Below are 22,629 nucleotides of genomic sequence, written 5' to 3' on the forward strand. Positions count from 1 at the left end.
TGTGCCTGACCGAGCGTGGCCGGGGCGTCACGGGACCAGTAGCGCCGATAGCGGGGTGACCGTTGACAGATTTCGGCGGCAACTAGGCTGGTGGGCATGCTGAACCGCATCGACCTGCGAGGTCGCACCACGACCCCCGCTCAGTTGCGCGCCATCGTGCCGCGCGCCGAGGTGGACGTGGACGCGGTGCTGCATCACGTCCGCCCGGTCGTGGACGCCGTCGCGGACCGCGGCGTCGAGGCCGTGCTCGAGTACACCGAGAAGTTCGACCGCGTCCGGCCCGCCTCCGTGCGCGTGCCGGCGGCCGAGCTCACGTCCGCGCTGGCCTCGCTGGACCCGGCCGTGCGCGCGGCGCTGGAAGAGGTCATCGCGCGCACCCGGCGCGTGCACGCCGACCAGCGCCGCACCGAGACGACCACGCAGGTCGTGCCCGGCGGCACCGTCACGGAGAAGTGGGTGCCGGTCGCGCGCGTCGGCCTGTACGCGCCCGGCGGGCTCGCCGTCTACCCGTCGACCGTGGTCATGAACGTCGTGCCCGCCCAGATCGCCGGCGTCGAGTCGCTCGTGGTGGTCTCCCCGCCGCAGGCCGAGTTCGGCGGCCTGCCGCACCCGACGATCCTGGCCGCCGCCGAGCTGCTCGGCGTCGACGAGGTGTGGGCGGCCGGCGGCGCGCAGGCAGTGGCGCTGATGGCGCACGGCGGCGTGGACACCGACGGCGCCGAGCTGGCGCCGGTCGACATCGTCACCGGCCCCGGCAACATCTACACGACGGCGGCCAAACGCCTGCTGCGCGGCCTGATCGGCATCGACTCCGAGGCAGGCCCGACCGAGATCGCGGTCCTCGCCGACTCCTCGGCCGACCCGGTGCACGTGGCCGCCGACCTGATCTCCCAGGCGGAGCACGACCCGCTGGCCGCGTCCGTCCTGGTGACGGACTCCGAGGAGCTCGCGGACGCGGTGGACGCCGAGGTGGAGAAGCGCGTCGGCGCCACCAAGCACAGCGAGCGCGTGCGCACGGCGTTGGAGGGCAGGCAGTCCGGCATCGTCCTGGTGTCCTCTGTGGACGAGGGCGTGCGGGTCGTCGACGCCTACGCCGCCGAGCACCTGGAGATCCAGACCCGCGACGCCCGCTCCGTCGCCGCGCGGATCCGGTCCGCGGGCGCGATCTTCGTCGGTCCGTACGCCCCGGTGTCGCTGGGCGACTACTGCGCGGGCTCGAACCACGTGCTGCCCACCGGTGGCTGCGCGCGGCACTCGTCCGGGCTGTCCGTGCAGACGTTCCTGCGCGGCATCCACCTGATCGACTACTCCGAGGAAGCACTGCGGGAGGTCGCGGACAAGGTCGTCGCGCTGGCCAACGCGGAAGACCTGCCCGCGCACGGGCAGGCCGTCACCGCGAGGTTTTCTGGGAGGTTTTCCTGATGAAGCCTGTTGTGGGTGCGCGTGTGGAGCTGTCCGACCTGCCCCTGCGTGAGGACTTGCGCGGCCGCACGCCCTACGGCGCGCCGCAGCTCGACGTGCCGTACCGCTTGAACACCAACGAAAACCCGTACGCGCCGACGGACGCTCTCGCGGCGGATGTCGTGGCGGCCGTCGCGGAGATCGCGGCGGACCTGCACCGGTACCCGGACCGTGACGCGGTGGCGTTGCGCGACGACCTGGCGGCGTACCTGACGGAGGCCACGTCGGTCACGCTGACGGCGGAGAACGTCTGGGCCGCCAACGGGTCCAACGAGATCCTCCAGCAGGTCCTGCAGGCGTTCGGCGGCCCCGGCCGGGTCGCGCTGGGCTTCGAGCCGTCGTACTCGATGCACCCGATCATCGCCGCGGGCACGCGCACCGAGTGGTCGCCTACCCCGCGCCGTCCCGACTTCTCGCTGGACGTGGAGAAGGCGGCCGCGGTGATCGCCGAGACGCGGCCGGACGTCGTCTTCGTGACGTCGCCGAACAACCCGACGGGCCAGTCGATCCCGCTCGACGACCTGCGGCTGCTGATCGCGTCCGCCACCGGCGTGATCGTCGTCGACGAGGCGTACGCGGAGTTCTCCCCGCAGCGCAGCGCGATCGAGCTGCTCGACGAGTTCGGCTCGCGGCTGATCGTCTCGCGCACGATGTCCAAGGCGTTCGCCTTCGCGGGCGGCCGCCTCGGCTACCTGGCGGCGGCGCCGGCCGTGGTCGACGCGCTGCAGCTGGTGCGCCTGCCGTACCACCTGTCGCAGCTGACGCAGGCGGCCGCACGGGCGTCGTTGCGGCACGCATCGGAGACGCTGGGCTCTGTGGCCCTGCTCGCCGCCGAACGCGACCGGGTCGTGGAGTCGTTGCGGGAGCTGGGTTTCCAGGTCGTGCCCTCGGACGCGAACTTCGTGCTGTTCGGCTGGTTCGAGAACGCGCGCGAGACCTGGAAGTCCTATTTGGACCACGGTGTGCTCATCAGGGACGTCGGAATCACGGGTCACCTGCGGGTGACCATCGGAACGCCCGAGGAGAACGACGCTTTCCTCGCGGCCAGCAAGGAGGTCAGCCGGTGAGTCGTGTGGGCAAGGTCGAGCGCACCACCAGGGAGTCGTCGGTCTACGTCGAGATCGACCTCGACGGCACCGGCCAGGTCGAGATCAGCACCGGCGTGCCGTTCTACGACCACATGCTCACCGCGTTCGGCGTGCACGGCTGCTTCGACCTGATCGTCCGCGCCACCGGCGACACGCACATCGACGCCCACCACTCCGTGGAGGACATCGCGATCGTGCTGGGCCAGGCGCTGCGCGAGGCGTTGGGGGACAAGAAGGGCATCCGCCGGTTCGGCGACTGCTGGATCCCGATGGACGAGACCCTCGCGCACGCGTCCGTCGACGTCTCGGGCCGCCCGTACACCGTGCACCGCGGCGAGCCGGAGCAGTTCAACTCGTTCGTGATCGGCGGCAACTACCCGTTCGTGCTGAACCGGCACGTGTTCGAGTCGCTGGCCTTCCACGCCCAGATCGCGCTGCACGTGCGCGTCGAGTACGGCCGCGACCCGCACCACATCGCGGAGGCCGAGTACAAGGCGATCGCCCGTGCCCTGCGCGCCGCCGTGGAGCCCGACCCGCGCGTCGGCGGCGTGGTCCCGTCGACCAAGGGCGTGCTGTAGATGCCGAAGGAAGTCGTCGTCATCGGCCTGCTGGCCCTCGCGGGCTTCCTGGGCGGTGGCGTGTACACGACGTGGAAGACCGCCAGGGTGCTGGCGGTCATCCTCCTCGTGCTGACCGTTCTTGCGGTCGGCGGCGCGGTGCTCTGGCTCATTTAGCTCCGAACCGACAAGATCTCGCGCGTGACCGAGCACGAGTACGACGCCTTCCTCTCGCACAGCGGTGCTCTGGAAGGCACACTCGCCCCCGCTCTGCGGCGTGGCGTGCAGCGGTTCGCCAAACCCTGGTACCGCCTGCGCGCCACACGGGTGTTCGTCGACACCGGCTCGTCGGCGTCGGCCGAGGCTCTGGCCCGGTCGCGCCGGCTGGTCCTGCTGGCCTCACCGGAGCCGTCCGAGCAGGTCACGCGCGCGCTCGACTGGTGGCTGGAACACCGGTCGCCGCAGCGGATCCTCGTCGTGCTCACCTCGGGCGAGTACGCGCGGTCGGTGCCCGCTGCCGTGCGGAAGGCGCTCGGTGAGGACCCGCGCTGGGTCGACCTCCGCTGGTTGCGCTCGGCTGCTCTCGCCGACGAGTCGAACCCGCGCTTCCGGGAGTCCGTCGCCGGCATCGCGAGCGTGGTGCGCGACGTTCCCCGGGATGAGCTGATCGGCGAGCACGTCCGTCAGCACCGCCGCACGGTGCGGCTCGCTCGGGGCGTCGCCATGGCGTTGGCGGCTCTTCTCGTCGTGGGGCTCGTCGCGGCCGTTGTGCCGGGAGGGGGTGCGGACGCCCGCACCGCCACGGCCCGCGGCTTGGCGTCGGCGGCCGTCGCGAACCTGCGCACCGACCTCGGCCTGGCACAGGCGCTCGCCGCCGAGGCCTACCGCACCGAGCCGAACGCGCAGACCCGGTCAGCGCTGTTCGCCTCTCTGACCGCTTCCCCGCACCTCGACCGGTACGTGCAGGTCGGCGGCGAGGTGACCGCGCTGGCCGCTTCTGCCGACGGCAAGGTCGCAGTCGCCGGCACCTCCGACGGCCGCGTGGTGCGGCTGGACCTGTCGCGGTCCACGCGGTCCGAGATCGGGGTCGGAACGCAGCCGGTGACGTCGGTGTCGGTGAGTGCCAATGGCGGCATGATCGCCGCGTTCTCCGTCGGCTGGGCGGTGCGCTGGGACGGCGCCTCCACCGTGCGACGCTTCGAGGTCCCGGCCGACCTGACGTCCGGCTTGGCCGCGGTGTCGCCGTCCGGCCGGTTCACCGCGTTCCACGCCATGGCGTCCGACCGCTTCCTGTCGATCGTCCACGATGGACAGAACGACCGCCGCACCCAGCGCGACGGAACCGGTTTCCCGTTGCTGGTGCTGCGCCTGCCCGACGACGAGACCCTGGTCGAGCTCTCCGACACCGAGTGGGTGCGCCGTTCGCTCGCCTCGCAGGAGGCCGTGTCCACCGCACGCGGCGAGGTGCTGCCCGCCACCGGTTCGTGGTTCGGCGCCTCCCCGAACGGCGCCCAGTTCGGCTGGTCCACCGACGGCCTGACCAGGTTGTGGCACACCACGAACCCGACGTTCGCCTACAACTCCCAGGACGCCGAACTGCGCCTCGGCCGTCCCACTCCGTCACACGTCGCGATCACCGACGACGGCGCCCGCACCGCCGTCGCGGACACGGGCACGATCTACGTCTACGACATGACTGCTTCTGGCTTCGGTTCCGGCTCGGGAGAGGTCGCCAGGCTCGAGGGCAACAGCGAGACGCCGTTCGTCGAGTTCCTCGGCTCCTCCGACCGCCTGGTGTCGGCCTCCCACGACCGCCTGGTGCTGTGGGACCTCCGCAAGAACACCCGCCTGAGCTCCGCACTGCCGACCCGCACCCCGTTGTCCTGCAACGCCTGCCCGGCCCCGTGGCTGGCCGTCTCCCACGGCAAGGCCGCCGTGACCGCGGGCCCCGACCTGTCCCTCGGCACGTCTTCCGAGTCGGTGGGCCCGGACAGCGACTTCGGCCCGGTCGCCTGGAACTCCGCCGGCGACAAGCTCTACCTGGTCACCCTGCCCGAGGGCATCGGCGAAACCTGGCAGACCCAACCGGTCCTGCGCCGCCTGTCGCGCTGGAAGGGCGACGTGACGGCCGACCACCTGGTGGCGCTGCGCGCCGCACCGGACGACAGCCGCCTGGTCACCATCAACGAACAGGGCGACGTCCAAGTCTTCGCCGGCCAGGACTTCGCCCTGGAACGCACCATCCCGCTGACCCGCCGCCTGGACCAGGCAGGCTGGCCACCCTCGGCAGCCCTGGCCGCCATCAGCCCCGACACCTCCATCGCCGCGATCGTGACCTCCAGCGCGGTAGAACTGGTCGACACCAGAACCGGCACCCGCCGAACCCTGACCGGCCAAGCCGACGCCGTCACGTTCACCGACAACGCCCTTTTGATCCAGCGCCCGGGGACCGTGGAAATCTGGGACCACGCGGGCACCACCCACCGCAGCATCCAGGTGGAAGGCTCCGCTCTACCAGGACTCACCGCCACCGCGGACCTGGCCGTCCACCTGCGCCGCGACCAGTCCATGGTCCTCACGGACCTGACGACAGGCGACCTGCTGGGCCAAGTCCCCCTGGCCCCACCCGGCGGACGCTTCGGCCGAATCGGCACCGCCTTCGACGGCCCCCACCGCCTGATCACAGCCGTCTCCGACACACCCCTGACCGCCTGGGACCTGTCCGCCGACAACTGGGTGCGCACAGCCTGCACCGCAGCCGCCCGCCCCCTGACCGCCGACGAGTGGCACCGCTACGTGGGCACCGAACCCCCAGCCCACTTCACCTGCTAGCTGTGGAGATACCGCGCAGGAACGTGCTGCGTGAGCCACACCCCGTTGGCACTGAGCCGAAACTCGTGCCCATCACCATGCATCGCCTTGGCATCGACCGCGAGGATCACCGGCCTGCCCCGCCGAGCCCCCACCCGCGTCGCGGTCTCACGATCAGGCGACAGGTGCACGTCATGCCGCGACATCGGCCGAAGCCCGTTCCGCATGATCTCGTCGAGGTAAGCCGCCACCGTGCCGTGGAACAACACGTCCGGCGGCACCGCCGTGGGCAAGCCGAGATCGACCTCGACACTGTGGCCCTGGTTGGCCCGGATGCGATCCCCGTCGACCGTGAACCGCTTTTTGTCGTTGCGCTCGACCACCTCGAGCATGTCCTCAGCCGAGATCTTCAGCGCGTCGAGCAACGCGGCCACCGGCACCCACCCGGCCGGGTCCAGCGTGAGGCCGACGCGCTCGGGCTGGTGCCGGAGCGCCTTGGACATCCGCTTCGAGAGGCGGATCATTCTGTCTTGTTCCATTTGCCGCCCAGCAAACCACAGGGTGTCCAGCGGTTTTGGCTGCTTCGGTTCTTGGCCGGAACTCACTCGAACGGGTGGTCCTTGTCCTGATTCAGGCGTGAGTCCGTCTGTTCGACGTCCGGATCTCATGATCGGCCGCCTCCCGCAAGGATGAGGAGCGCGGTGATGCGGACGACTGGAGTCGGGGCGGACGGTCAGGGGTTCAGGAGGAACGGTTGGGTGAGGGCCGGTGGCTGGGGCCGGCACGTGGTCGGACCGGCTGGGCGTCGCGCGCGGGGGGAACGGGATCGCCCCCCACTCGCGTGGCACGCAGGATGTGGATGTGCGCGGTGGTGAGGAAGCGCGCGGTTTGTGCGGCTGGGCGATTGGGTCAGCTGTGCTGGATTGGCGGCTGGATTGGTGGGACCGGCCTGGGTGGCCTGGCTGCTGAGGCTGGGGTGGCCGGACAACATTGGAGAGCTTGGTTGCCCGTCGTGTTGAGGTGAGCGGCGAGTCGACTGGCGCGTGATCGTCCCACCGTGGCCTCGTCCTACCGTCCCACGTGCCCCGTCCCGCCCGGTGACCGCACGACCCCGCGGCAAGTCCGCGACCCCCAACCCCCGCTCGATCCAGCAAAGCTCGCACCCCGCCGCCTGTCGTGCGCTTGGATGGAGGCCGTGTGGCGAGAGCGGATGGTGCCCGGCGAACCCGAGATCTTCGTGGCATGGCAGGAGGGGCCCGCAGACCGCACGTTGCTCGCCATCCACGGCGGCCCGGACTGGGACCACAGCTACCTCCGCGACCCGCTGCAGCGCCTCGACAGCCGCCTGCTGCTGCCTGACCTGCGCGGATGCGGGCGGTCGGGGCGCGTGCCCGAGTACCACCCCGACAGTGTGGTGGATGATCTTGTGCGGGTGCTCGATGCGTTCGGGGTTGAGCGGGCGGATGTGCTGGGGCATTCGTACGGCGGCATGGTGGCGCAGCGGTTTGCGATCATGCGGCCGGAGCGGGTGCGCAGCTTGATCGTGTCGGGCAGCAGTGTGTTGCCTGTGCCGGCGGGTGCGTTTGACGGGTGGGCGGAGCGTGATGAGGTCCTCGCGCGTCAGGGCGATCCGTGGGAGCGGGGCGATCTGACGGCGGAGGAGTGTGTGCGGGCCGAGGCGTTCGCGGCTGCTCCGGCCAACATTCGGCGGGCTGAGGCGATGGCCGGTTACCTCGAGCGGCTGGCGGAGATCAGGTTCGGGGGAGAGTGGGTTCGGCAGTTGCAGGGCGGCGGGTTGGTGTCGCCGCGGCTTCCCGGTGCGGCTGAGCGGATCGCGGAGCTGGGCATTCCGGTGCTGTTGTTGCACGGGCGGTACGACATGACGTTTCCCGTTGGGCTGGTTGAGCCGACGTTGGAGCTTGTGCCCGGCGCGAGGGCTGTCGTGTTGGAAGATGCAGGTCACATGTTGCACATCGACGATCCCGATGGGTATGTGCTTGCAATCGGCAAATTTCTAGAGGGTGCCGCCCTCGGTGGCCGGCTTGAGCTTGGGGGCGCCGGGGCCGTGTGAGGCTTGTTCGTCGTCGATGTTCTGCAGCGAGCAGCTGCGCAGGGACAGGCAGCCGCAGCCGATGCAGCCGGTCAGTCTGTCGCGCAGGCGGAACAGGGCGTCGATCCTCGCGTCGAGCTCCGTCTTCCACGCGCGGGAGAGGCGTTCCCAGTCGGACTTCGTGGGGGTGCGGTTGTCGGGGAGCTGCGCCAGGGCGTCGCGGACGTCCTCGAGGGTGAGGCCCACTCGTTGCGCGGTGCGGATGAAGGCCAGGCGGCGAAGCACCGAGCGTTGGTAGCGCCGTTGGTTGCCCGTGGTGCGGACGGAGGCGATCAGGCCTCTGTCCTCGTAGAAGCGCAGCGTGGTGTGGGGGACGCCGCTGCGTTCGGCTACCTGGCCGATGGTCAGCATTTCCGGCAGCTTGCTCACCCGATCATGGTAACCGCTTGACCTCCAGCATGGTCGAGGTTGAACAGTTGGTGCCATGCAACGGATACCGGAGCTCTTCGCGAGGATGACCGGGGACGAGAAGCACGAGTGGGCGGCGGCTTCCACGATCGACGTGCTCTGGGTCCTGTACGACCGCGTCCTGAACGTCACGCCCGCCACCGTCGACGACCCCGGCCGCGACCGGTTCCTGCTGTCCAAGGGGCACGGGCCGATGGCCTACTACGCGGTCCTGGCGGAGAAGGGGTTCATCGACGAGTCCACTTTGGACGACTGGACGTCGTGGGACAGCCCGCTCGGCCAGCACCCCGACCGGGTGCTGCTGCGGGGTGTGGAGATCAGCAGCGGCTCGCTCGGGCACGGCCTGCCGATCGCGGTCGGGACAGCGCTCGGGCAGCGGATCGGTGAGAGCGCCGGACGCACGATCGTGCTGGTCGGCGACGGTGAGCTCGACGAGGGCAGCAACCACGAGGCCATCGCCGTGGCCGCCCGGCTGAATGTCGCCAACCTCACCGCCGTGGTGATCGACAACCGGTCTGCCGTGTACGGCTGGCCCGGTGGCATCGCCCGGCGCTTCGCCGTCGAGGGCTGGCAGACCGACGAGGTCGACGGCCGTGACCACGACGCCCTCTTCGCCGCACTGACCACGCCGCACGACCGCCCGTACGCGGTCGTCGCCAAGATCGAGAGGAGCTGAACCATGACCACGATGCGCCAGGCGTTCGTCAGGACGGTCAACGAGGAGATCGGGCACGACCCGCGGATCGCCGTGGTCACCGCGGTGATCTCCAGCAACGAGTTCCCGCAGGAGAACGAACGCGTCGTCGACGTCGGGATCCGCGAGCAGACGATGGTGGGCGTGGCGAGCGGTCTGGCGTTGGCCGGACTACGGCCGGTCGTGCACAGCTACGCGCCATTCCTCGTCGAACGGCCCTACGAGCAGATCAAGCTCGATATCGGCCATCAGGACGTGGGTGCGGTGTTCGTGAGCATCGGCGCGTCCTACGACGACCCGGCGTGGGGACGTACGCATCAGTCGCCGGGTGACGTGGCGTTGTTCGACACGCTTCCCGGCTGGACTGTGCACGTGCCGGGGCATGCGGACGAGGTCACGCCGTTGCTCCGTCAGGCGTTGAAGGACGACAACCGGGTCTACATCAGGCTTTCGCTGCATGCGAACACGCAACCGCATCCGGTCGGTGCGGGATTCACCGCGCTGCGTCACGGAAAGCGCGGTGTCGTGCTCGCCGTGGGTCCGATGCTCGACCGTGTGCTCAAGGCAGTGGAATCGGAGAACGCCGACGTCACGGTGTTGTACGCGGCCACGGTCCGGCCTTTCGACACGGACGGGCTGTGCAAGGCCGTGCGGGAGACGGACCACGCCGACGTCATGGTGGTGGAGCCGTACCTCGAGGGAACTTCATCTCATCTTGTGTCCGAGTCGCTGCAACAAATCCCGCACCGTGTGCGTTCTATAGGCGTCAAACGACACGCAGAGCTCCGCAACTACGGCACGGCCGAGGACCACGACGCCGCGCACGACCTTGACGTGGTCGGGCTGGGGAGCGCTGTGCGGAGTTTCTTCAGGGGGTGAAGAAACATGTTCGCAGTCATGGGGGATGACTGGACCGGCGCGCCGTCTCGCGCCGTGTAGAGGTGAAGCGGCTGCGCGACTGGGCCAGATGCCCCGTCGCGCACCGCTTTCCGGACGTCCGTCCGTTCCGGAACACGAAGATCTTGGCATGTCTGCACGGACTCGCGCGGCCGACGAGGAATGATGTTGGTCGTGAGAATGCTGATCTGGACCCCGTTGAACGCCGCCGAGCTGCAGAAGGCCATGCACAGCGGCAACGTGGGACCCGCGGCGCTCGTCCCGGTGCAGTCCGGCACGGTGCTGCTGCCGCCTCCGGCGACGAAGCTCAACGAGGCCGCGTACATGACGAACAGGGTGCGCAAGCTCGGGAACGGCGCCGCGCTCGCCGTGTGGAACGACGACGCCGCCCTGCTCTACCTCTTCACCACGACGCTCGGCCGCGCCTCGATGTGGGGCTCGCGCGAGGCGGTGCTGCGGTTGTCGGAGCAGGCGAAGCAGTCGGGTCCGGTCGGCAGGCTCTTCGACCGCTCGACCGCGGGCCTGATCAACCTGCGCGAGAAGGACAAGTGGCAGGCCGACGCCATCGACAAGCTCACCGCCCTGTACCCGGCGGCCGGCCGCAAGGGGCCTCTCGAGCGCATCCGCGACTTCCACAACGCCGGCGGGGCGATCCCCGACTTCTTCCGCGCGGCTGGACTACCCGAGGTCGCGCAGGTCGCCGAGCTCACGGAGCAGGGCAGGGCGGACTTCGTGCTGGAGACGCTCCAGCCGCCGCACACGCAGAAGTGGCCGCTCGCGCTGATCTTCCCGTTGATCCTGGTGACCGCGCTGGTGACGGTGCTGCTCAACGTCGGGATGGTCGTGTACTACCTCGTCGCGGGTGCGCTGCTGGTGCTGACGGCGGGGCTGATGGTGTCACTGCGGCGGCAGCTCGTCCGCAGCAAACCGATCAACACCGTGTTGCCGGTCATCCCCGTGACGCAGGGCGCGGTCCCGACCGACTAACCTGGTGGTCGTGGCACGTGTCGTCGTACTTGACTATGGCTCCGGCAACCTGCGCTCGGCCGAGCGCGCGCTCCAGCGGGTCGGCGCCCATGTCGAGGTGACGTCGGACCCCAAGGCGGCTCGCGAGGCCGATGGTCTGGTCGTGCCCGGCGTCGGCGCGTACGCGGCGTGCATGGAGGGCCTGAACTCCGTGCGGGGCGCCCGGATCATCGGCGAGCGCCTCGCCGGCGGCCGTCCGGTGCTCGGCATCTGCGTGGGCATGCAGATCCTGTTCGAGCGCGGCATCGAGCACGGCGTGCTGACGGAGGGCTGTGGCGAGTGGCCCGGCACCGTCGAGCGTCTCGACGCGCCGATCGTGCCGCACATGGGCTGGAACACCGTCCGCGCGCCGGAGGACTCGAAGCTGTTCGAGGGCCTCGACAAGGACACCCGGTTCTACTTCGTGCACTCCTACGGCGTGCGCAAGTGGGAGCTGGAAGCGGCCGACCACATCAAGCCGCCGCTCGTGACGTGGGCAGACCACGCGGGTGACGAGTTCGTGGCGGCCGTGGAGAACGGGCCGCTGTGGGCGACCCAGTTCCACCCGGAGAAGTCCGGGGACGCCGGAGCACACCTGTTGAAGAACTGGTTGACTCACTTGTCGTGATCACACGACTGCTGACGGTAGCCGCACTGGTGGCTGCTCCCGTCGCCGTGCCTTCGGGCGCACACGCCGCGCCGGCGCCGTTCCACGACACCTTCGACGGTGCTCTGGATGCCGCCCCGACGTACGGACTGAACGACAACCTCAAGCAGCGCCAGGGGACTGGCGCCGTCACGTACAGCCGTGTGTCCGGCAGGCGGGACACCGGTGACGTGCCGCCCTCGTCGTTCGCGCAGGTCAACCAGCATCTTGGCGCGCTGTCACTGCGCCACGGCACGACGGCTGTGCGGCTCGACGCACCGTCCACCGGGTCGTCGATCTCGGCGCGGCTGACTCCGGTCGTGGGTGACCGCACGTCCGGTGACTGGTCGTCGATCGTCCTCAGCCGTTCGGCCAACAGCAGGGGACATGTGTCCAATCAGGACGCTGACCTCGGGTTTCTGGTGCGTGCCAACGGTGATGTCGAGGTGTCCCGGTCGGGCAGTCCGATCGCGACGATGCTCGTGTTCGCCGCTGCTCACGACGACGGTTCGTTCGACGTGTCGTTGCAGCTCGATGGTGCGGAACTCGGCATCGAGGTCAACGGGAAGCACACGACGATCGCGCTGACCCCGCCGGTGCCGACGGAGCGGTTGTGGGTGTACCTCGGACGTCACTCCGAAAGAGACAAGACGGTGAGTCTCGTCGACGACCTGCGGATCGAGCGCCTCAACTCCGACGACCTGCGCAAACCGCCGGGTTCCCGGCTGCGCTACTTCGGCTACTCCGGCGCGCGGCTGAGCGCCGCTGGGGGCAACCACCTGCCGGAGGTGCGCGGTCGCAGCAACCTCAACTCGGTCCGGATCGGCGACGCACCCGAGGTGTTGCGGGACTGCGCGCCTGCCGGATGCGTCGTGCTCACGGACGGCGAGCCCTGGTCGGTGCTCGCCGAGAAGGTACGTCCGTACCTCGATCGGGTGGAGGCGTTCGTGGTGGACGGTGACGTCGAGCTGTCCGCACGGCAGATCAAGGACACGTTCCCCGGCAAGAAGGTCATGCTGGTCGAATCCGGCGCGCAGGCCGGTGACGTGCCCGCCGACGTCGACTGGGTGGGCTTCAGCGAGTACTGCGCCGGCTACGAGGCGTTGACCGCGCGGATGACCGAGCTGGAGGCACGCGCGCCGGGCAGGGAGTTGTTCCTGCTGCCGGAAGCCGCGCCGCAGCCGGGATGCGCCGGCACGACCGACGCGGACCTCGAAAGCACCCAGTACCTGCACATGGCACTGGCGCGGCAGCACCCGAAGTTCGTCGGAATCCTGGTCTTCGGGCCGTGGACGGGCGTCGGACCTGCCGCGACGGGGCCGGGCACGCCGGTGCCGGCGGAGTTCCCGCGCACCACCGACGCCCAGGAGCGCGTGGCCGCCCTCGTGCTCGGGGACGCTAGGCTTCCCAGGTGACGTTCACACTCCTCCCCGCTGTTGACGTGGCCGACGGTCGTGCCGTGCGCCTCGTGCAGGGCGAAGCCGGTACCGAGACGAACTACGGCGAGCCGCTCGACGCGGCCCTGCAGTGGCAGCGCGACGGAGCGGAGTGGATCCATCTCGTCGACCTCGACGCGGCGTTCGGGCGCGGCTCGAACCGCGAGCTCGTCGCGCGCGTCGTCGGCGAGCTGGACGTGAAGGTGGAGCTGTCCGGCGGCATTCGCGACGACGCGTCGCTGGAGGCCGCGCTGGCCACCGGCTGCGCCCGCGTGAACCTGGGTACCGCTGCGCTGGAAGACCCGGAGTGGTGCGCCAAGGCGATCGCCGCCCACGGCGAGAAGATCGCCGTCGGCCTCGACGTCCGCATCACCGAGCAGGGCCACCGGGTCAAGGGCCGCGGCTGGACGTCGGACGGCGGCGACCTCTGGGAGGTCCTCGACCGGCTCGACCGCGACGGGTGCGCGCGTTACGTGGTGACGGACGTGTCGAAGGACGGCACGCTGACCGGCCCGAACCTGGAGCTGCTGAGCGAGGTCTGCGCCCGCACCGACGCCCCGGTGATCGCCTCCGGTGGCGTGTCCACTGTGGACGACCTGGTCGCGCTGTCGAAGCTGTCGCGCGACGGCGTCGAGGGCTCGATCATCGGCAAGGCCCTGTACGCGGGTGCGTTCACGCTCCCGGAAGCGCTTGCTGCGGTGCGTTGACGACCTTCTCGATGTGAGCGGCCGCGGCGGCGTGCGTGACACCGGTGTTGTGCAGCACGTCGGCCGCGGTTCCGTCCTTCTCTAGCAGCACGCCGAGCAGGATGTGCTCGGTGCCGATGAACATGTGGCCCATCCGCAGCGCCTCGCGCACGGTCAGTTCGAGGGCCTTCTTGCAGTGCGCGGTGTAGGGCTGCTTCTCGGGCCGTTGCTTGGCCTCGGTGTCGAGGCGGTTGAGCACGGCGATGCGCGTGCTGCCGTCGCCCGACTCCAGTTTCGCGATGGTCTTGGCCGCGAGCCCGCCGGACTCGTCGAGCAGCCCCAGCAGCAGGTGCTCGGTGCCGATGCGCTCGCTGAACCGCGCGTGGTGGCGGGCCAGCGCGATGACCCGGCGCGACCGCTGGGTGTAGCGGTCCATCGACGGCTTGCTGAGCTCGGGTGACTCCCTGGGCACGAACCGCTTCTGCGCGGCCTGCTTGGTGACGCCGAGGCTCTCGCCGATCTCGGCCCAGCTCGCGCCGCCGCGCCGCGCCTCGTCGACGAAGTGGCCGATGAGGTGGTCGCCGAGTTCGTTCAGCTGACCGCTCATCTCGACGGCCCTCGCCAGGCGCGTGAGGGCGTCGTCGGCCTCCTGGGCGACCGTGACGATGAGGTCGGTCAACTGGATCATGCGTCAACTTTAGGTTGACGCTTTGGGCTCGGTCAACCTCGGGTTGACGTGTGCATGTTGAGTCAATGTTGACGCGTTTGGTCCATGTTGACTCAACGTTGACTGGCGCAGATCAACATTGACGCAGCTAAGTAACGTGGACAGGTCATGTCAACATGTACAGATGACAACGTTGTCACCGGCACGGATGGTTGCGGAGGTCGGCGACAGGTCGTCGCGTTGATGGCCGTGGATGCGTCGAGGCTGGGTTGACGCCTGATGCTGGCGGGTTGGCCTGCCGCGTACACGTTGAGTGGGCATGCACGTTGAGTGGGCGCGTCAACGTTGAGCGCGGGTCTGTCCACATTGACCGGGCGCGTGCACGTTGATTGAGCGCGTGCATGTTGACCGGGGCGTGTGCACGTTGATTTGCCGCTGTTCATGTTGATTCGGCGGCGTCAACGTTGAGTCAATGTGGATGCGGGTCGTCAATGTTGATCGGACGGATCAACGTTGACTGGTCAACCTGCGGACGTGATCTCGATGCCGACCGTCCCGGTCCGGCCACGACGCAGCTTGCTGCCGGTCATCGTCAGCCACCCCATGAACCCGTACTTCTTGACGATCCGGGAGCGCACGTCGTCGCTGGCCGTGTCGTCCAGCAACCGAGCGCGAGCCTTGATCGACGAGCCCTTCGGGTTGCCGCGGAAGTCGCACGCGCCGATCTCGACGTCGCCGCTGCGCCGGATCCGCTTGACCTTGCCGGTGTCCTTGGCGCTCCAGGCGTAGATCACGCCGTCGGCCGGGCCCGGCGCGACCCAGACCGGGGTGGGCACCGGGGTGCCGTCCTTGCGGAACGTCGTCAGCAGCAGGTAGTCGCCTCGGCCCAGTTCGGTGATCATGGCGCCGCAGCGTAGTCCGGAAAGGGCCCTTGTAGGCTTTCCCGCATGTCAGTCGCGGTCCGTGTCATCCCCTGTCTCGACGTCGACCGGGGCCGGGTGGTGAAGGGCGTCAACTTCACGAACCTCGTCGACGCGGGCGATCCGGTCGAGCTGGCCAGGGCGTACGACGCCGAGGGTGCCGACGAGCTGACGTTCCTCGACGTGACGGCCAGCAGCGGCGACCGCGAGACGACGTACGACGTGGTGCGCCGCACGGCTGAGCAGGTGTTCATCCCTCTTACGGTCGGTGGCGGCGTGCGCAGCCCCGAGGACGTCAACAAGCTCCTGCGGGCCGGCGCGGACAAGGTCAGTCTCAACACCGCCGCGATCGCGCGTCCCGAGCTGCTCAAGGAGTGCTCCGAGCGGTATGGCGCGCAGTGCATCGTGCTGTCGGTCGACGCGCGGCGCGTGCCGGGTGGCGTGGGGTTCGAGGTCACCACGCACGGCGGTCGCACCGGCACCGGCATCGACGCCGTCGAGTGGGCCGCCAAGGGGCAGGAGCTGGGCGTCGGCGAGATCCTGCTGAACTCCATGGACGCCGACGGCACCAAGGCGGGCTTCGACATCGAGCTGATCGAGCTCGTCCGGCGCGAGGTCGACGTGCCGCTCATCGCGAGCGGTGGCGCGGGCGCGGTCGACCACTTCGCGCCGGCGGTCGCCGCGGGGGCGGACGCCGTGCTGGCCGCGAGCGTCTTCCACTTCGGGCAGCTGCGCATCGGCGAGGTCAAGGACGGCCTGCGCCAGGCGGGTGTCGTGGTGCGGTGAAGCCCGTCGAGGTGCGGGTGGCCTCGGCGGTCGCGTTCGGCGGGGCGCTGGTGTTCTTCGCGGTCGGGCTGGTGCTGTGGCGCTCGACGGGGGACGCGGACGTGCTGAAGCTGCCGTCGTTCATCGCGGTGGTCGAGCTGCCGGTCGCGGCGGCGTTGCTGCTGCGGCTGCGGTTCACGCACTACCCGGCGATGATCGTGTTCATCCTGGTCGCCCTGCTGCACCTCGTGATCGTGCTGGCCGACGGGCCGGCGTGGGCTCGCGTCGCGTCGGGCGTGCTGTCCGCCGTGCACATCTACGGAGTGGTCCTGCTCAACACCGGACCCGCTCGTGAACACCTGGGAGGTCCCCGTTGAGCAGCCCGCTCGACCCCGCCGTCGCGAACAGGCTCAAGCGCACGCCGGACGGCCTGGTCTGCGCGGTCGCGCAGCAGCGCGGCACCGGTGAGGTGCTCATGGTGGCGTGGATGGACGACGAGGCGCTGCACCGCACCCTCACCACCCGCCGCGCGACCTACTACTCGCGCAGCCGTCAGCAGCTGTGGGTGAAGGGCGAGACCTCCGGGCACACCCAGCACGTGCACGAGGTGCGGCTGGACTGCGACGGCGACACGTTGCTGCTCGTCGTCGACCAGGTCGGCGCCGCCTGCCACACGGGCGACCGCACGTGCTTCGACGCCACGGTGCTGCTCCCGGAGGCCTAGTCCAGGTCGCCGGTGAGGTAGCGCTGCAGGTTCGGGCCGATCGCCTTGACGACCGTGTCGATGTCGACCGACGCCAGCGGCTCGAACCGGACGACGTAGCGGACGATGCCGAGCCCGACCATCTGCGTGGCGCAGAGGGTGGCGCGCAGCTCGAGGTTCTCGGCGCCGAACTCCGTCAGCACGTTCTTGAAGATCGCGTTGACGAAGAACGACTTCAGCGCCGTCGCGACCTCGGGCTGGCTCGTGACGCTGCGGATCAGCGCGGCGAACGTGCCGCCGCCGGTGGCGTCCCAGACCGTGACGAACGTGCGGATGATGCGCTCGCCCGCCTCCTCGGCGGGGCCGTCGAGCAGGCGCTTGAGGATCTCGGTCGGGTCGAACGGGAGCTGCAGCACGGCCTGGGCGAACAGGCCCTCCTTGCCGCCGAACCAGTGGTTGACCATGGCCGCATCGACGCCGGCCTTGGCCGCGATCGCGCGGACGGTCGCGCCGTCGTAGCCCTTCTCCACGAACACCTCGCGCGCGGCGGCCACGAGCGCGGACCTCGTGTCCTCGCCCGCGGCACGGCGGCCTCGGCGTTTCTGGTTCACTTGCTCCACACGGCCCATATTTCAACAAATGTTGAATTTATGCAACAATCGGTGCATGGTGAGCGTCATCGGGGCTGTAGCCGCCGCTGGTCTGGGGGCCGTGAGCCCCACGCGTGAGGAGTTCCGCGAGCTCGCGGTCAACCGCCGGGTCATCCCGGTGGTGCGCAAGCTGCTCGCGGACGCGGAGACCCCGGTCGGCCTGTACCGCAAGCTCGGGGCCGACCAGCCCGGGACCTTCCTCTTCGAGTCGGCGGAGAACGGGCGCTCGTGGTCGCGGTGGTCGTTCATCGGCGTGCGGTCGTCCGCCGCGCTGACCGCGACCGGTGGCGAGGCGTTCTGGACGGGCACGCGCCCGGTCGGCCTGCCCGACGGCGGTGACCCGATGCAGGTGCTGCGCGAGACCGTCGAGGTGCTGCGCACGGACCCGTTGCCGGGTCTCCCGCCCCTCACCGGCGGCATGGTCGGCTACATCGGCTACGACGCCGTCAGGCGCCTGGAACGGCTGCCCGTCATCGCCGAGGACGACCTGAAGCTCCCCGAGATGGTCATGCTGCTCGCGACCGACCTGGCCGCGCTCGACCACCACGAGGGCACCGTCACGCTCATCGCCAACGCGATCAACTGGGACGACTCGGCCGAGCGGGTCGACGCCGCCTACGACGACGCGGTGCGCCGACTCGACGAGATGACCACGGCGCTGCACACGCCGGCGCCGCCGACGGCCGCCGTGTTCTCGCGGCCCAAGCCGCAGTTCCGCCGCCGGCGGTCGCAGGCAGAGCACTTCGCCGCCGTCGAGAAGGCCAAGGAGGCCATCCGGGCCGGCGAGGCGTTCCAGGTCGTGGTGTCGCAGCGGTTCGAGATCGACACCGACGCCGACGCCCTCGACATCTACCGGGTCCTGCGCGCGACGAACCCCAGCCCGTACATGTACCTGCTGCGCCTCGACGGGTTCGACATCGTCGGGTCCAGCCCGGAGTCGCTGGTCACCGTGCGCGACGGCAAGGCGACCACGCACCCCATCGCGGGCACCCGCTGGCGCGCGGAGGACCCGGAGGAGGACGCGCTGCTCGAGAAGGACCTGCTGGCCGACCACAAGGAACGCGCCGAGCACCTCATGCTCGTCGACCTCGGCCGCAACGACCTGGGCCGCGTCTGCAAGCCGGGATCCGTGCACGTCGTCGACTTCTTCAAGGTCGAGCGGTACAGCCACGTCATGCACATCGTGTCGACCGTGACCGGTGAGCTGGCCGAGGGCAAGACGGCCTACGACGCCGTCGCCGCGTGCTTCCCCGCCGGCACGCTGTCGGGCGCGCCCAAGCCGCGCGCCATGGAGCTGATCGAGGAGCTCGAACCCACCCGCCGCGGCCTCTACGGCGGCGTCGTCGGCTACTTCGACTTCGCCGGCGACGCGGACACCGCCATCGCCATCCGCACCGCGCTCGTGCGCGACGGGGTGGCGTACGTGCAGGCCGGCGGCGGCATCGTGGCCGACTCGGACCCGCTGGCCGAGGACAACGAGTGCCTGAACAAGGCGGGCGCGGTGCTGGCCGCGATCGCCACCGCGCAGACGATGGCCCCGGCTGTTGACCGGTAGCCGTCCACTGTGGATCGCCGCGCTCCTGCTGGTGGGCTCGGCGGGGGCGTTCTGGGGCGCGGGCTCGGTGCCGGTGGCGCTGCTGAGCCTCGCGGCCGTCGCGGCGGTCGTCGCGCTGAGCGGGGTCGTCCGCCGGGTCCTCGGCGCGCTGCTGGTCGTCGTGGGGGTCGTGGCCGCGTTCTCCGGTCACTGGCTCGCGATCGCCGGCGGCGTGCTCGTGGCGGGCTCCGGCGCGCTCATGGCCGTCCTGGGAGGCCGCATGCCGAAGATCGGGATGGGCGGGCAGAAGGCTCGCGCGAGCGACCCGGACGCGGACATGTGGCGCGCGCTGGAGCGGGGAGACGATCCCACCGAGGACGGAAAGGCCGCCGGTCCTTCCTCGAACGAGTGAAGATCATCCATCCGCGTTCGCGCATGTGACACGGGCACGGCCTCGGTCAGCTGCGTGGACAGCCAACCCCCGGTGGCTGAGGCGTTACTCCGGCGGGGTTAGCATCCCCGTAGCGGGAAGGGGAGCAAGACTGTGACGGTTCTCGAGTCGATCCTCGAAGGTGTGCGTGAGGATCTCGCCGCTCGTGAGGCTCAGTTGTCCTTCGACGTCGTCAAGGAGCGCGCGGCCAAGGCCGCCCCTCCGCTCGATGTGATGTCGGTGCTGCGCGGGCCCAACGTGGGTGTCATCGCCGAGGTCAAGCGCCGCAGCCCCTCCAAGGGCGCGCTGGCGGAGATCCCCGAGCCGGCGGAGCTCGCGGCCTCCTACGAGGCGGGGGGCGCGTCGGTGATCAGCGTGCTGACCGAACAGCGCCGCTTCGGCGGGTCGCTGGCGGACTTCGACGCGGTCCGGAGAGCGGTGAAGATCCCCCTGCTGCGCAAGGACTTCATCGTGTCGCCGTACCAGGTGCACGAGGCGCGCATGCACGGCGCCGACCTGGTGCTGCTGATCGTGGCCGCGCTGGAGCAGAACGCGCTCGTGTCGCTGCTCGACCGCGTCGAGTCGCTCGGCATGACGGCGCTGGTCGAGGTGCACACGGCCGAGGAGGCCGACCGCGCGCTGGAGGCGGGTTCCTCAGTCATCGGGGTGAACGCGCGCAACCTCCACACGCTGGAGGTCGACAAGGACGTGTTCGGCCGCATCGCGCCGGGGCTACCCTTCGAGACGATCAAGATCGCCGAGTCGGGCGTGACCGGACCCGGCGACCTGATGGCTTACGCCGGTGCGGGCGCCGACGCGGTGCTCGTCGGCGAGAGCCTCGTGACCAGCGGCGACCCCAAGGCCGCCGTGAACAAGCTCGTGACCGCCGGTTCGCACCCCGCGTGCCCGCGGCCCAGTCGATGAAGCGCTGCCGATAACGGCGCTGGAGGAGTTACCCGATGGGCCAGTTCACGCCCACGCCGCACGATCCCGACGCACGGGGCCACTTCGGCCCGTGGGGTGGCCGATTCGTTCCAGAGGCCCTGATCGCGGCGGTGGACGAGCTGGCCGCGGAGTACGACAAGGCCCGTCTCGACCCGGAGTTCGTGAACGAGTTCCAGCGGCTGCTGAAGGACTTCGCGGGCCGCCCGTCGCTGCTGACCGAGGCCCCGAAGTTCGCCGAGCACGCCGGCACGCGCGTGTTCCTCAAGCGCGAGGACCTGAACCACACCGGCTCGCACAAGATCAACAACGTGCTGGGCCAGGCGCTGCTGACCAAGCGCATGGGCAAGAAGCGCGTGATCGCCGAGACCGGCGCCGGCCAGCACGGCGTCGCCACCGCCACCGCCTGCGCGCTGCTGGGCCTCGACTGCGTCGTCTACATGGGCGAGGTCGACACCGAGCGGCAGGCGCTCAACGTCGCGCGCATGCGTTTGCTCGGCGCCGAGGTCATCCCCGTGAAGTCCGGCTCGCGCACCCTCAAGGACGCCATCAACGAGGCGTTGCGCGACTGGGTCACCAACGTCGACGAGACGCACTACCTGCTCGGCACGGCGGCGGGCCCGCACCCGTTCCCGCTGCTGGTCCGCGACTTCCACCGCGTCATCGGCATCGAGGCGCGCGAGCAGATCCTCGAGAAGGCGGGCCGCCTCCCCGACGCCGTCGTCGCCTGCGTCGGCGGCGGCTCGAACGCGATCGGCATCTTCCACGGCTTCATCGACGACCCCGAGGTCCGCCTCGTCGGCGTCGAACCCGGCGGGTCCGGCCTGGACAGCGGCAGCCACGGCGCGACGCTGACCGCGGGCACGCCCGGCTCCTTGCACGGCGCGATGTCGTACGTCATGCAGGACGAGGACGGCCAGATCACCGAGGCGCACTCGATCTCCGCCGGTCTCGACTACCCCGGCGTCGGTCCCGAGCACTCGCACCTCAAGGACATCGGCCGCGCCGAGTACTTCCCGGTCACCGACGCCGAGGCGATGGAGGCGTTCGCGCTGCTCTCCCGCACCGAGGGCATCATCCCGGCGATCGAGTCCTCGCACGCCCTCGCGGGCGCGCTCAAGCTCGGCCCGTCGCTCGGCCAGGACGGCCTGCTGGTCGTGAACCTCTCCGGCCGCGGCGACAAGGACATGGACACGGCCGTGAAGTACTTCGGCCTCGCTGACGGGGGACAGGCCTGATGTCGTTGTCCGAGGTGTTCTCCACCGCGCGCGCCGAGTCGCGGGCCGCGCTGATCGGCTACCTGCCGGCGGGCTTCCCGACGGTGAACGGGTCCAAGGACCACCTCCGTTCGATGGTCGAGGCGGGCTGCGATCTGGTCGAGGTCGGCCTGCCGTTCTCCGACCCCGTGATGGACGGCCCGACGATCCAGACCGCCGCCGAGCAGGCGCTGTCCGCCGGTTTCCGGGTGCGCGACCTGTTCGACGTGGTGGCCTCCGTGGCCGACGCCGGTGGGCGTGCGGTCGTGATGACGTACTGGAACCCCGTGCTGAAGTACGGCGTGGACGCGTTCGCCCGCGACCTCGCCGCCGCGGGTGGCCTCGGGCTGATCACGCCGGACCTCGTGCCGGACGAGGCCGCCGACTGGATGGCCGCGTCCGAGGCGCACAGCCTCGACCGGACCTTCCTGGTGGCGCCGTCGTCGACCGAGGAACGCATCGCGATGACCGCGCGCGCGTCCTCCGGCTTCCTGTACGCCACCGCCGTCATGGGCGTGACGGGTGCCCGTGACGTGGTGTCCTCCGCCGCTCCCGAGCTCGTCGCACGGGTGCGCGAGCACACCTCGCTGCCGATCGGTGTCGGCCTCGGCGTGCGCTCCGGCGCGCAGGCCGCGGAGATCGCCGGGTTCGCGGACGGGGTGATCGTCGGCTCGGCCTTCGTGTCCGCCGTGGCCGAGGGCGACGGTGCCGTGCGCGCCCTTGCCGCGGACCTCGCCAAGGGCGTGCGCTCGGCGGCCGCGACCGTCTGACGTCGTAGTCGTGAGCCGCTCGGCCTTCGGGTCGGGCGGCTTTCTCGTGCTCCTTCCATGGTGGTGAGGCTCCTCCATCAGCATGACATGGATTCGAACACCTGATCGAGTGAATCTCTGGTGCTGGGCGCTCGGATCCCCTTTTGCCGTCGGTCTGACCTGCGATGGTGGCCGTATGCACAAGCCAGCCCTT

General features: G+C 70.0%; 25 protein-coding genes. 20 read left to right on the forward strand and 5 right to left on the reverse strand.

The window, feature by feature from the left end:
- Positions 1-96 precede the first annotated feature (96 nt).
- From hisD to ACFWV3_RS11215, 5 genes are read left to right on the forward strand one after another with little or no spacing between them, the layout of a single operon-like run.
- Positions 97-1,422 (forward strand): histidinol dehydrogenase, encoded by a 1,326-nt coding sequence (hisD, locus tag ACFWV3_RS11195; protein ID WP_382410750.1) that lies wholly within the window; start codon positions 97-99, stop codon positions 1,420-1,422.
- Positions 1,422-2,528: a histidinol-phosphate transaminase gene (locus tag ACFWV3_RS11200; protein WP_382410752.1), complete on the forward strand. Its 1,107-nt coding sequence runs from the start codon at positions 1,422-1,424 to the stop codon at positions 2,526-2,528. The genes hisD and ACFWV3_RS11200 overlap by 1 nt, the downstream gene beginning before the upstream one ends.
- A complete protein-coding gene (gene hisB / locus ACFWV3_RS11205) occupies positions 2,525-3,127 on the forward strand; it encodes an imidazoleglycerol-phosphate dehydratase HisB (protein ID WP_382410754.1) in 603 nt (200 codons plus the stop codon). Before ACFWV3_RS11200 ends, hisB begins: the two co-directional genes overlap by 4 nt.
- The gene (locus ACFWV3_RS11210; RefSeq protein ID WP_330853690.1) at positions 3,128-3,283 is read left to right on the forward strand and encodes a hypothetical protein; all 156 of its coding nucleotides are present in this window, start codon (positions 3,128-3,130) and stop codon (positions 3,281-3,283) included.
- A 24-nt stretch (positions 3,284-3,307) separates the two neighbouring features.
- Positions 3,308-5,938 carry a WD40 repeat domain-containing protein gene (locus tag ACFWV3_RS11215; protein ID WP_382410756.1) on the forward strand — a complete coding sequence of 877 codons (2,631 nt, stop codon included), beginning with the start codon at positions 3,308-3,310 and terminating at the stop codon, positions 5,936-5,938.
- On the opposite strand, the gene ACFWV3_RS11220 is transcribed toward ACFWV3_RS11215, so the two are convergent.
- A complete protein-coding gene (locus tag ACFWV3_RS11220; RefSeq protein WP_382411327.1) occupies positions 5,935-6,456 on the reverse strand; it encodes an RNA 2'-phosphotransferase in 522 nt (173 codons plus the stop codon). The two genes, ACFWV3_RS11215 and ACFWV3_RS11220, sit on opposite strands and share 4 nt — an antisense overlap.
- Before the next feature lie 647 nt (positions 6,457-7,103).
- On the opposite strand from ACFWV3_RS11220, the gene ACFWV3_RS11225 reads away from it, so the two are divergent.
- On the forward strand, positions 7,104-7,988 hold the full coding sequence (locus tag ACFWV3_RS11225; RefSeq protein WP_382410758.1) for an alpha/beta fold hydrolase: 885 nt from the start codon (positions 7,104-7,106) through the stop codon (positions 7,986-7,988).
- On the opposite strand, the gene soxR is transcribed toward ACFWV3_RS11225, so the two are convergent.
- Positions 7,932-8,378, reverse strand: a complete 447-nt coding sequence (gene soxR, locus ACFWV3_RS11230; RefSeq protein ID WP_382411328.1) for a redox-sensitive transcriptional activator SoxR — start codon at positions 8,376-8,378, stop codon at positions 7,932-7,934. The genes ACFWV3_RS11225 and soxR overlap by 57 nt on opposite strands.
- 73 nt (positions 8,379-8,451) lie before the next feature.
- Between soxR and ACFWV3_RS11235 the strand changes: the two genes are divergently transcribed.
- From ACFWV3_RS11235 to priA, 6 genes are all read left to right on the forward strand, one after another.
- Positions 8,452-9,111, forward strand: a complete 660-nt coding sequence (locus ACFWV3_RS11235; protein WP_382410760.1) for a thiamine pyrophosphate-dependent enzyme — start codon at positions 8,452-8,454, stop codon at positions 9,109-9,111.
- Positions 9,112-9,114: 3 nt separating this feature from the next.
- The gene (locus tag ACFWV3_RS11240; RefSeq protein WP_382410762.1) at positions 9,115-10,008 is read left to right on the forward strand and encodes a transketolase family protein; all 894 of its coding nucleotides are present in this window, start codon (positions 9,115-9,117) and stop codon (positions 10,006-10,008) included.
- 192 nt (positions 10,009-10,200) lie between these two features.
- The gene (locus tag ACFWV3_RS11245) at positions 10,201-11,013 is read left to right on the forward strand and encodes a hypothetical protein (protein ID WP_382410764.1); all 813 of its coding nucleotides are present in this window, start codon (positions 10,201-10,203) and stop codon (positions 11,011-11,013) included.
- Positions 11,014-11,023: 10 nt separating this feature from the next.
- A complete protein-coding gene (hisH, locus tag ACFWV3_RS11250; protein WP_382410766.1) occupies positions 11,024-11,659 on the forward strand; it encodes an imidazole glycerol phosphate synthase subunit HisH in 636 nt (211 codons plus the stop codon).
- Positions 11,656-13,092, forward strand: a complete 1,437-nt coding sequence (locus ACFWV3_RS11255) for a hypothetical protein (protein ID WP_382410768.1) — start codon at positions 11,656-11,658, stop codon at positions 13,090-13,092. The genes hisH and ACFWV3_RS11255 overlap by 4 nt, the downstream gene beginning before the upstream one ends.
- Positions 13,089-13,820, forward strand: a complete 732-nt coding sequence (gene priA / locus ACFWV3_RS11260) for a bifunctional 1-(5-phosphoribosyl)-5-((5-phosphoribosylamino)methylideneamino)imidazole-4-carboxamide isomerase/phosphoribosylanthranilate isomerase PriA (protein WP_382410770.1) — start codon at positions 13,089-13,091, stop codon at positions 13,818-13,820. Before ACFWV3_RS11255 ends, priA begins: the two co-directional genes overlap by 4 nt.
- Here priA and ACFWV3_RS11265 read toward each other — a convergent pair.
- Positions 13,786-14,487 carry a Clp protease N-terminal domain-containing protein gene (locus ACFWV3_RS11265; protein WP_382410772.1) on the reverse strand — a complete coding sequence of 234 codons (702 nt, stop codon included), beginning with the start codon at positions 14,485-14,487 and terminating at the stop codon, positions 13,786-13,788. The genes priA and ACFWV3_RS11265 overlap by 35 nt on opposite strands.
- Before the next feature lie 500 nt (positions 14,488-14,987).
- On the reverse strand, positions 14,988-15,368 hold the full coding sequence (locus tag ACFWV3_RS11270; RefSeq protein WP_382410774.1) for a PPOX class F420-dependent oxidoreductase: 381 nt from the start codon (positions 15,366-15,368) through the stop codon (positions 14,988-14,990).
- 45 nt (positions 15,369-15,413) lie between these two features.
- Here ACFWV3_RS11270 and hisF point away from each other — a divergent pair, with 45 nt between their 5' ends.
- Genes hisF through hisI form a run of 3 tightly spaced genes read left to right on the forward strand, consistent with a single transcriptional unit; the run spans position 15,414 to position 16,875 of the window.
- Positions 15,414-16,172, forward strand: a complete 759-nt coding sequence (gene hisF, locus ACFWV3_RS11275; RefSeq protein WP_382410776.1) for an imidazole glycerol phosphate synthase subunit HisF — start codon at positions 15,414-15,416, stop codon at positions 16,170-16,172.
- Positions 16,169-16,528, forward strand: a complete 360-nt coding sequence (locus ACFWV3_RS11280; RefSeq protein ID WP_382410778.1) for a hypothetical protein — start codon at positions 16,169-16,171, stop codon at positions 16,526-16,528. The genes hisF and ACFWV3_RS11280 overlap by 4 nt, the downstream gene beginning before the upstream one ends.
- Positions 16,525-16,875, forward strand: a complete 351-nt coding sequence (gene hisI / locus ACFWV3_RS11285; protein ID WP_382410780.1) for a phosphoribosyl-AMP cyclohydrolase — start codon at positions 16,525-16,527, stop codon at positions 16,873-16,875. The genes ACFWV3_RS11280 and hisI overlap by 4 nt, the downstream gene beginning before the upstream one ends.
- Here the strand turns inward: hisI and ACFWV3_RS11290 are convergent.
- The gene (locus ACFWV3_RS11290; protein ID WP_382410782.1) at positions 16,872-17,474 is read right to left on the reverse strand and encodes a TetR/AcrR family transcriptional regulator; all 603 of its coding nucleotides are present in this window, start codon (positions 17,472-17,474) and stop codon (positions 16,872-16,874) included. The genes hisI and ACFWV3_RS11290 overlap by 4 nt on opposite strands.
- Positions 17,475-17,520: 46 nt before the next feature.
- On the opposite strand from ACFWV3_RS11290, the gene ACFWV3_RS11295 reads away from it, so the two are divergent.
- The 5 genes from ACFWV3_RS11295 (at position 17,521) to trpA (ending at position 22,436) form a co-directional block, all read left to right on the forward strand.
- Positions 17,521-19,059, forward strand: a complete 1,539-nt coding sequence (locus ACFWV3_RS11295) for an anthranilate synthase component I (RefSeq protein ID WP_382410784.1) — start codon at positions 17,521-17,523, stop codon at positions 19,057-19,059.
- Entirely contained in the window at positions 19,049-19,450 is a 402-nt protein-coding gene (locus ACFWV3_RS11300; RefSeq protein ID WP_382410786.1) for a Trp biosynthesis-associated membrane protein, read from the forward strand. The genes ACFWV3_RS11295 and ACFWV3_RS11300 overlap by 11 nt, the downstream gene beginning before the upstream one ends.
- Before the next feature lie 132 nt (positions 19,451-19,582).
- Positions 19,583-20,392, forward strand: coding sequence for an indole-3-glycerol phosphate synthase TrpC (gene trpC / locus ACFWV3_RS11305; protein WP_089950526.1), 810 nt, complete (start codon positions 19,583-19,585; stop codon positions 20,390-20,392).
- Positions 20,393-20,427: 35 nt separating this feature from the next.
- Positions 20,428-21,648 (forward strand): tryptophan synthase subunit beta, encoded by a 1,221-nt coding sequence (gene trpB, locus ACFWV3_RS11310; RefSeq protein ID WP_382410788.1) that lies wholly within the window; start codon positions 20,428-20,430, stop codon positions 21,646-21,648.
- Positions 21,648-22,436: a tryptophan synthase subunit alpha gene (trpA, locus tag ACFWV3_RS11315; RefSeq protein ID WP_382410790.1), complete on the forward strand. Its 789-nt coding sequence runs from the start codon at positions 21,648-21,650 to the stop codon at positions 22,434-22,436. The genes trpB and trpA overlap by 1 nt, the downstream gene beginning before the upstream one ends.
- Positions 22,437-22,629: the final 193 nt, after the last annotated feature.

Origin of the sequence: Lentzea sp. NPDC059081, from assembly GCF_042738015.1 — a bacterium.
Taxonomy (GTDB): Bacteria; Actinomycetota; Actinomycetes; order Mycobacteriales; family Pseudonocardiaceae; genus Lentzea.

Excerpts from the sequence above, each read along its gene's own strand:
- hisD (WP_382410750.1), top strand. The coding sequence starts at position 97 with ATGCTGAACCGCATCGACCTGCGAGGTCGCACCACGACCCCCGCTCAG.
- ACFWV3_RS11200 (WP_382410752.1), top strand. The coding sequence starts at position 1,422 with ATGAAGCCTGTTGTGGGTGCGCGTGTGGAGCTGTCCGACCTGCCCCTG.
- ACFWV3_RS11210 (WP_330853690.1), top strand. The coding sequence starts at position 3,128 with ATGCCGAAGGAAGTCGTCGTCATCGGCCTGCTGGCCCTCGCGGGCTTC.
- ACFWV3_RS11220 (WP_382411327.1), bottom strand. The coding sequence starts at position 6,456 with ATGGAACAAGACAGAATGATCCGCCTCTCGAAGCGGATGTCCAAGGCG.
- ACFWV3_RS11225 (WP_382410758.1), top strand. The coding sequence starts at position 7,104 with ATGGAGGCCGTGTGGCGAGAGCGGATGGTGCCCGGCGAACCCGAGATC.
- soxR (WP_382411328.1), bottom strand. The coding sequence starts at position 8,378 with ATGCTGACCATCGGCCAGGTAGCCGAACGCAGCGGCGTCCCCCACACC.
- ACFWV3_RS11235 (WP_382410760.1), top strand. The coding sequence starts at position 8,452 with ATGCAACGGATACCGGAGCTCTTCGCGAGGATGACCGGGGACGAGAAG.
- ACFWV3_RS11240 (WP_382410762.1), top strand. The coding sequence starts at position 9,115 with ATGACCACGATGCGCCAGGCGTTCGTCAGGACGGTCAACGAGGAGATC.
- ACFWV3_RS11265 (WP_382410772.1), bottom strand. The coding sequence starts at position 14,487 with ATGATCCAGTTGACCGACCTCATCGTCACGGTCGCCCAGGAGGCCGAC.
- ACFWV3_RS11270 (WP_382410774.1), bottom strand. The coding sequence starts at position 15,368 with ATGATCACCGAACTGGGCCGAGGCGACTACCTGCTGCTGACGACGTTC.
- hisF (WP_382410776.1), top strand. The coding sequence starts at position 15,414 with ATGTCAGTCGCGGTCCGTGTCATCCCCTGTCTCGACGTCGACCGGGGC.
- ACFWV3_RS11295 (WP_382410784.1), top strand. The coding sequence starts at position 17,521 with ATGGTGAGCGTCATCGGGGCTGTAGCCGCCGCTGGTCTGGGGGCCGTG.
- trpB (WP_382410788.1), top strand. The coding sequence starts at position 20,428 with ATGGGCCAGTTCACGCCCACGCCGCACGATCCCGACGCACGGGGCCAC.
- trpA (WP_382410790.1), top strand. The coding sequence starts at position 21,648 with ATGTCGTTGTCCGAGGTGTTCTCCACCGCGCGCGCCGAGTCGCGGGCC.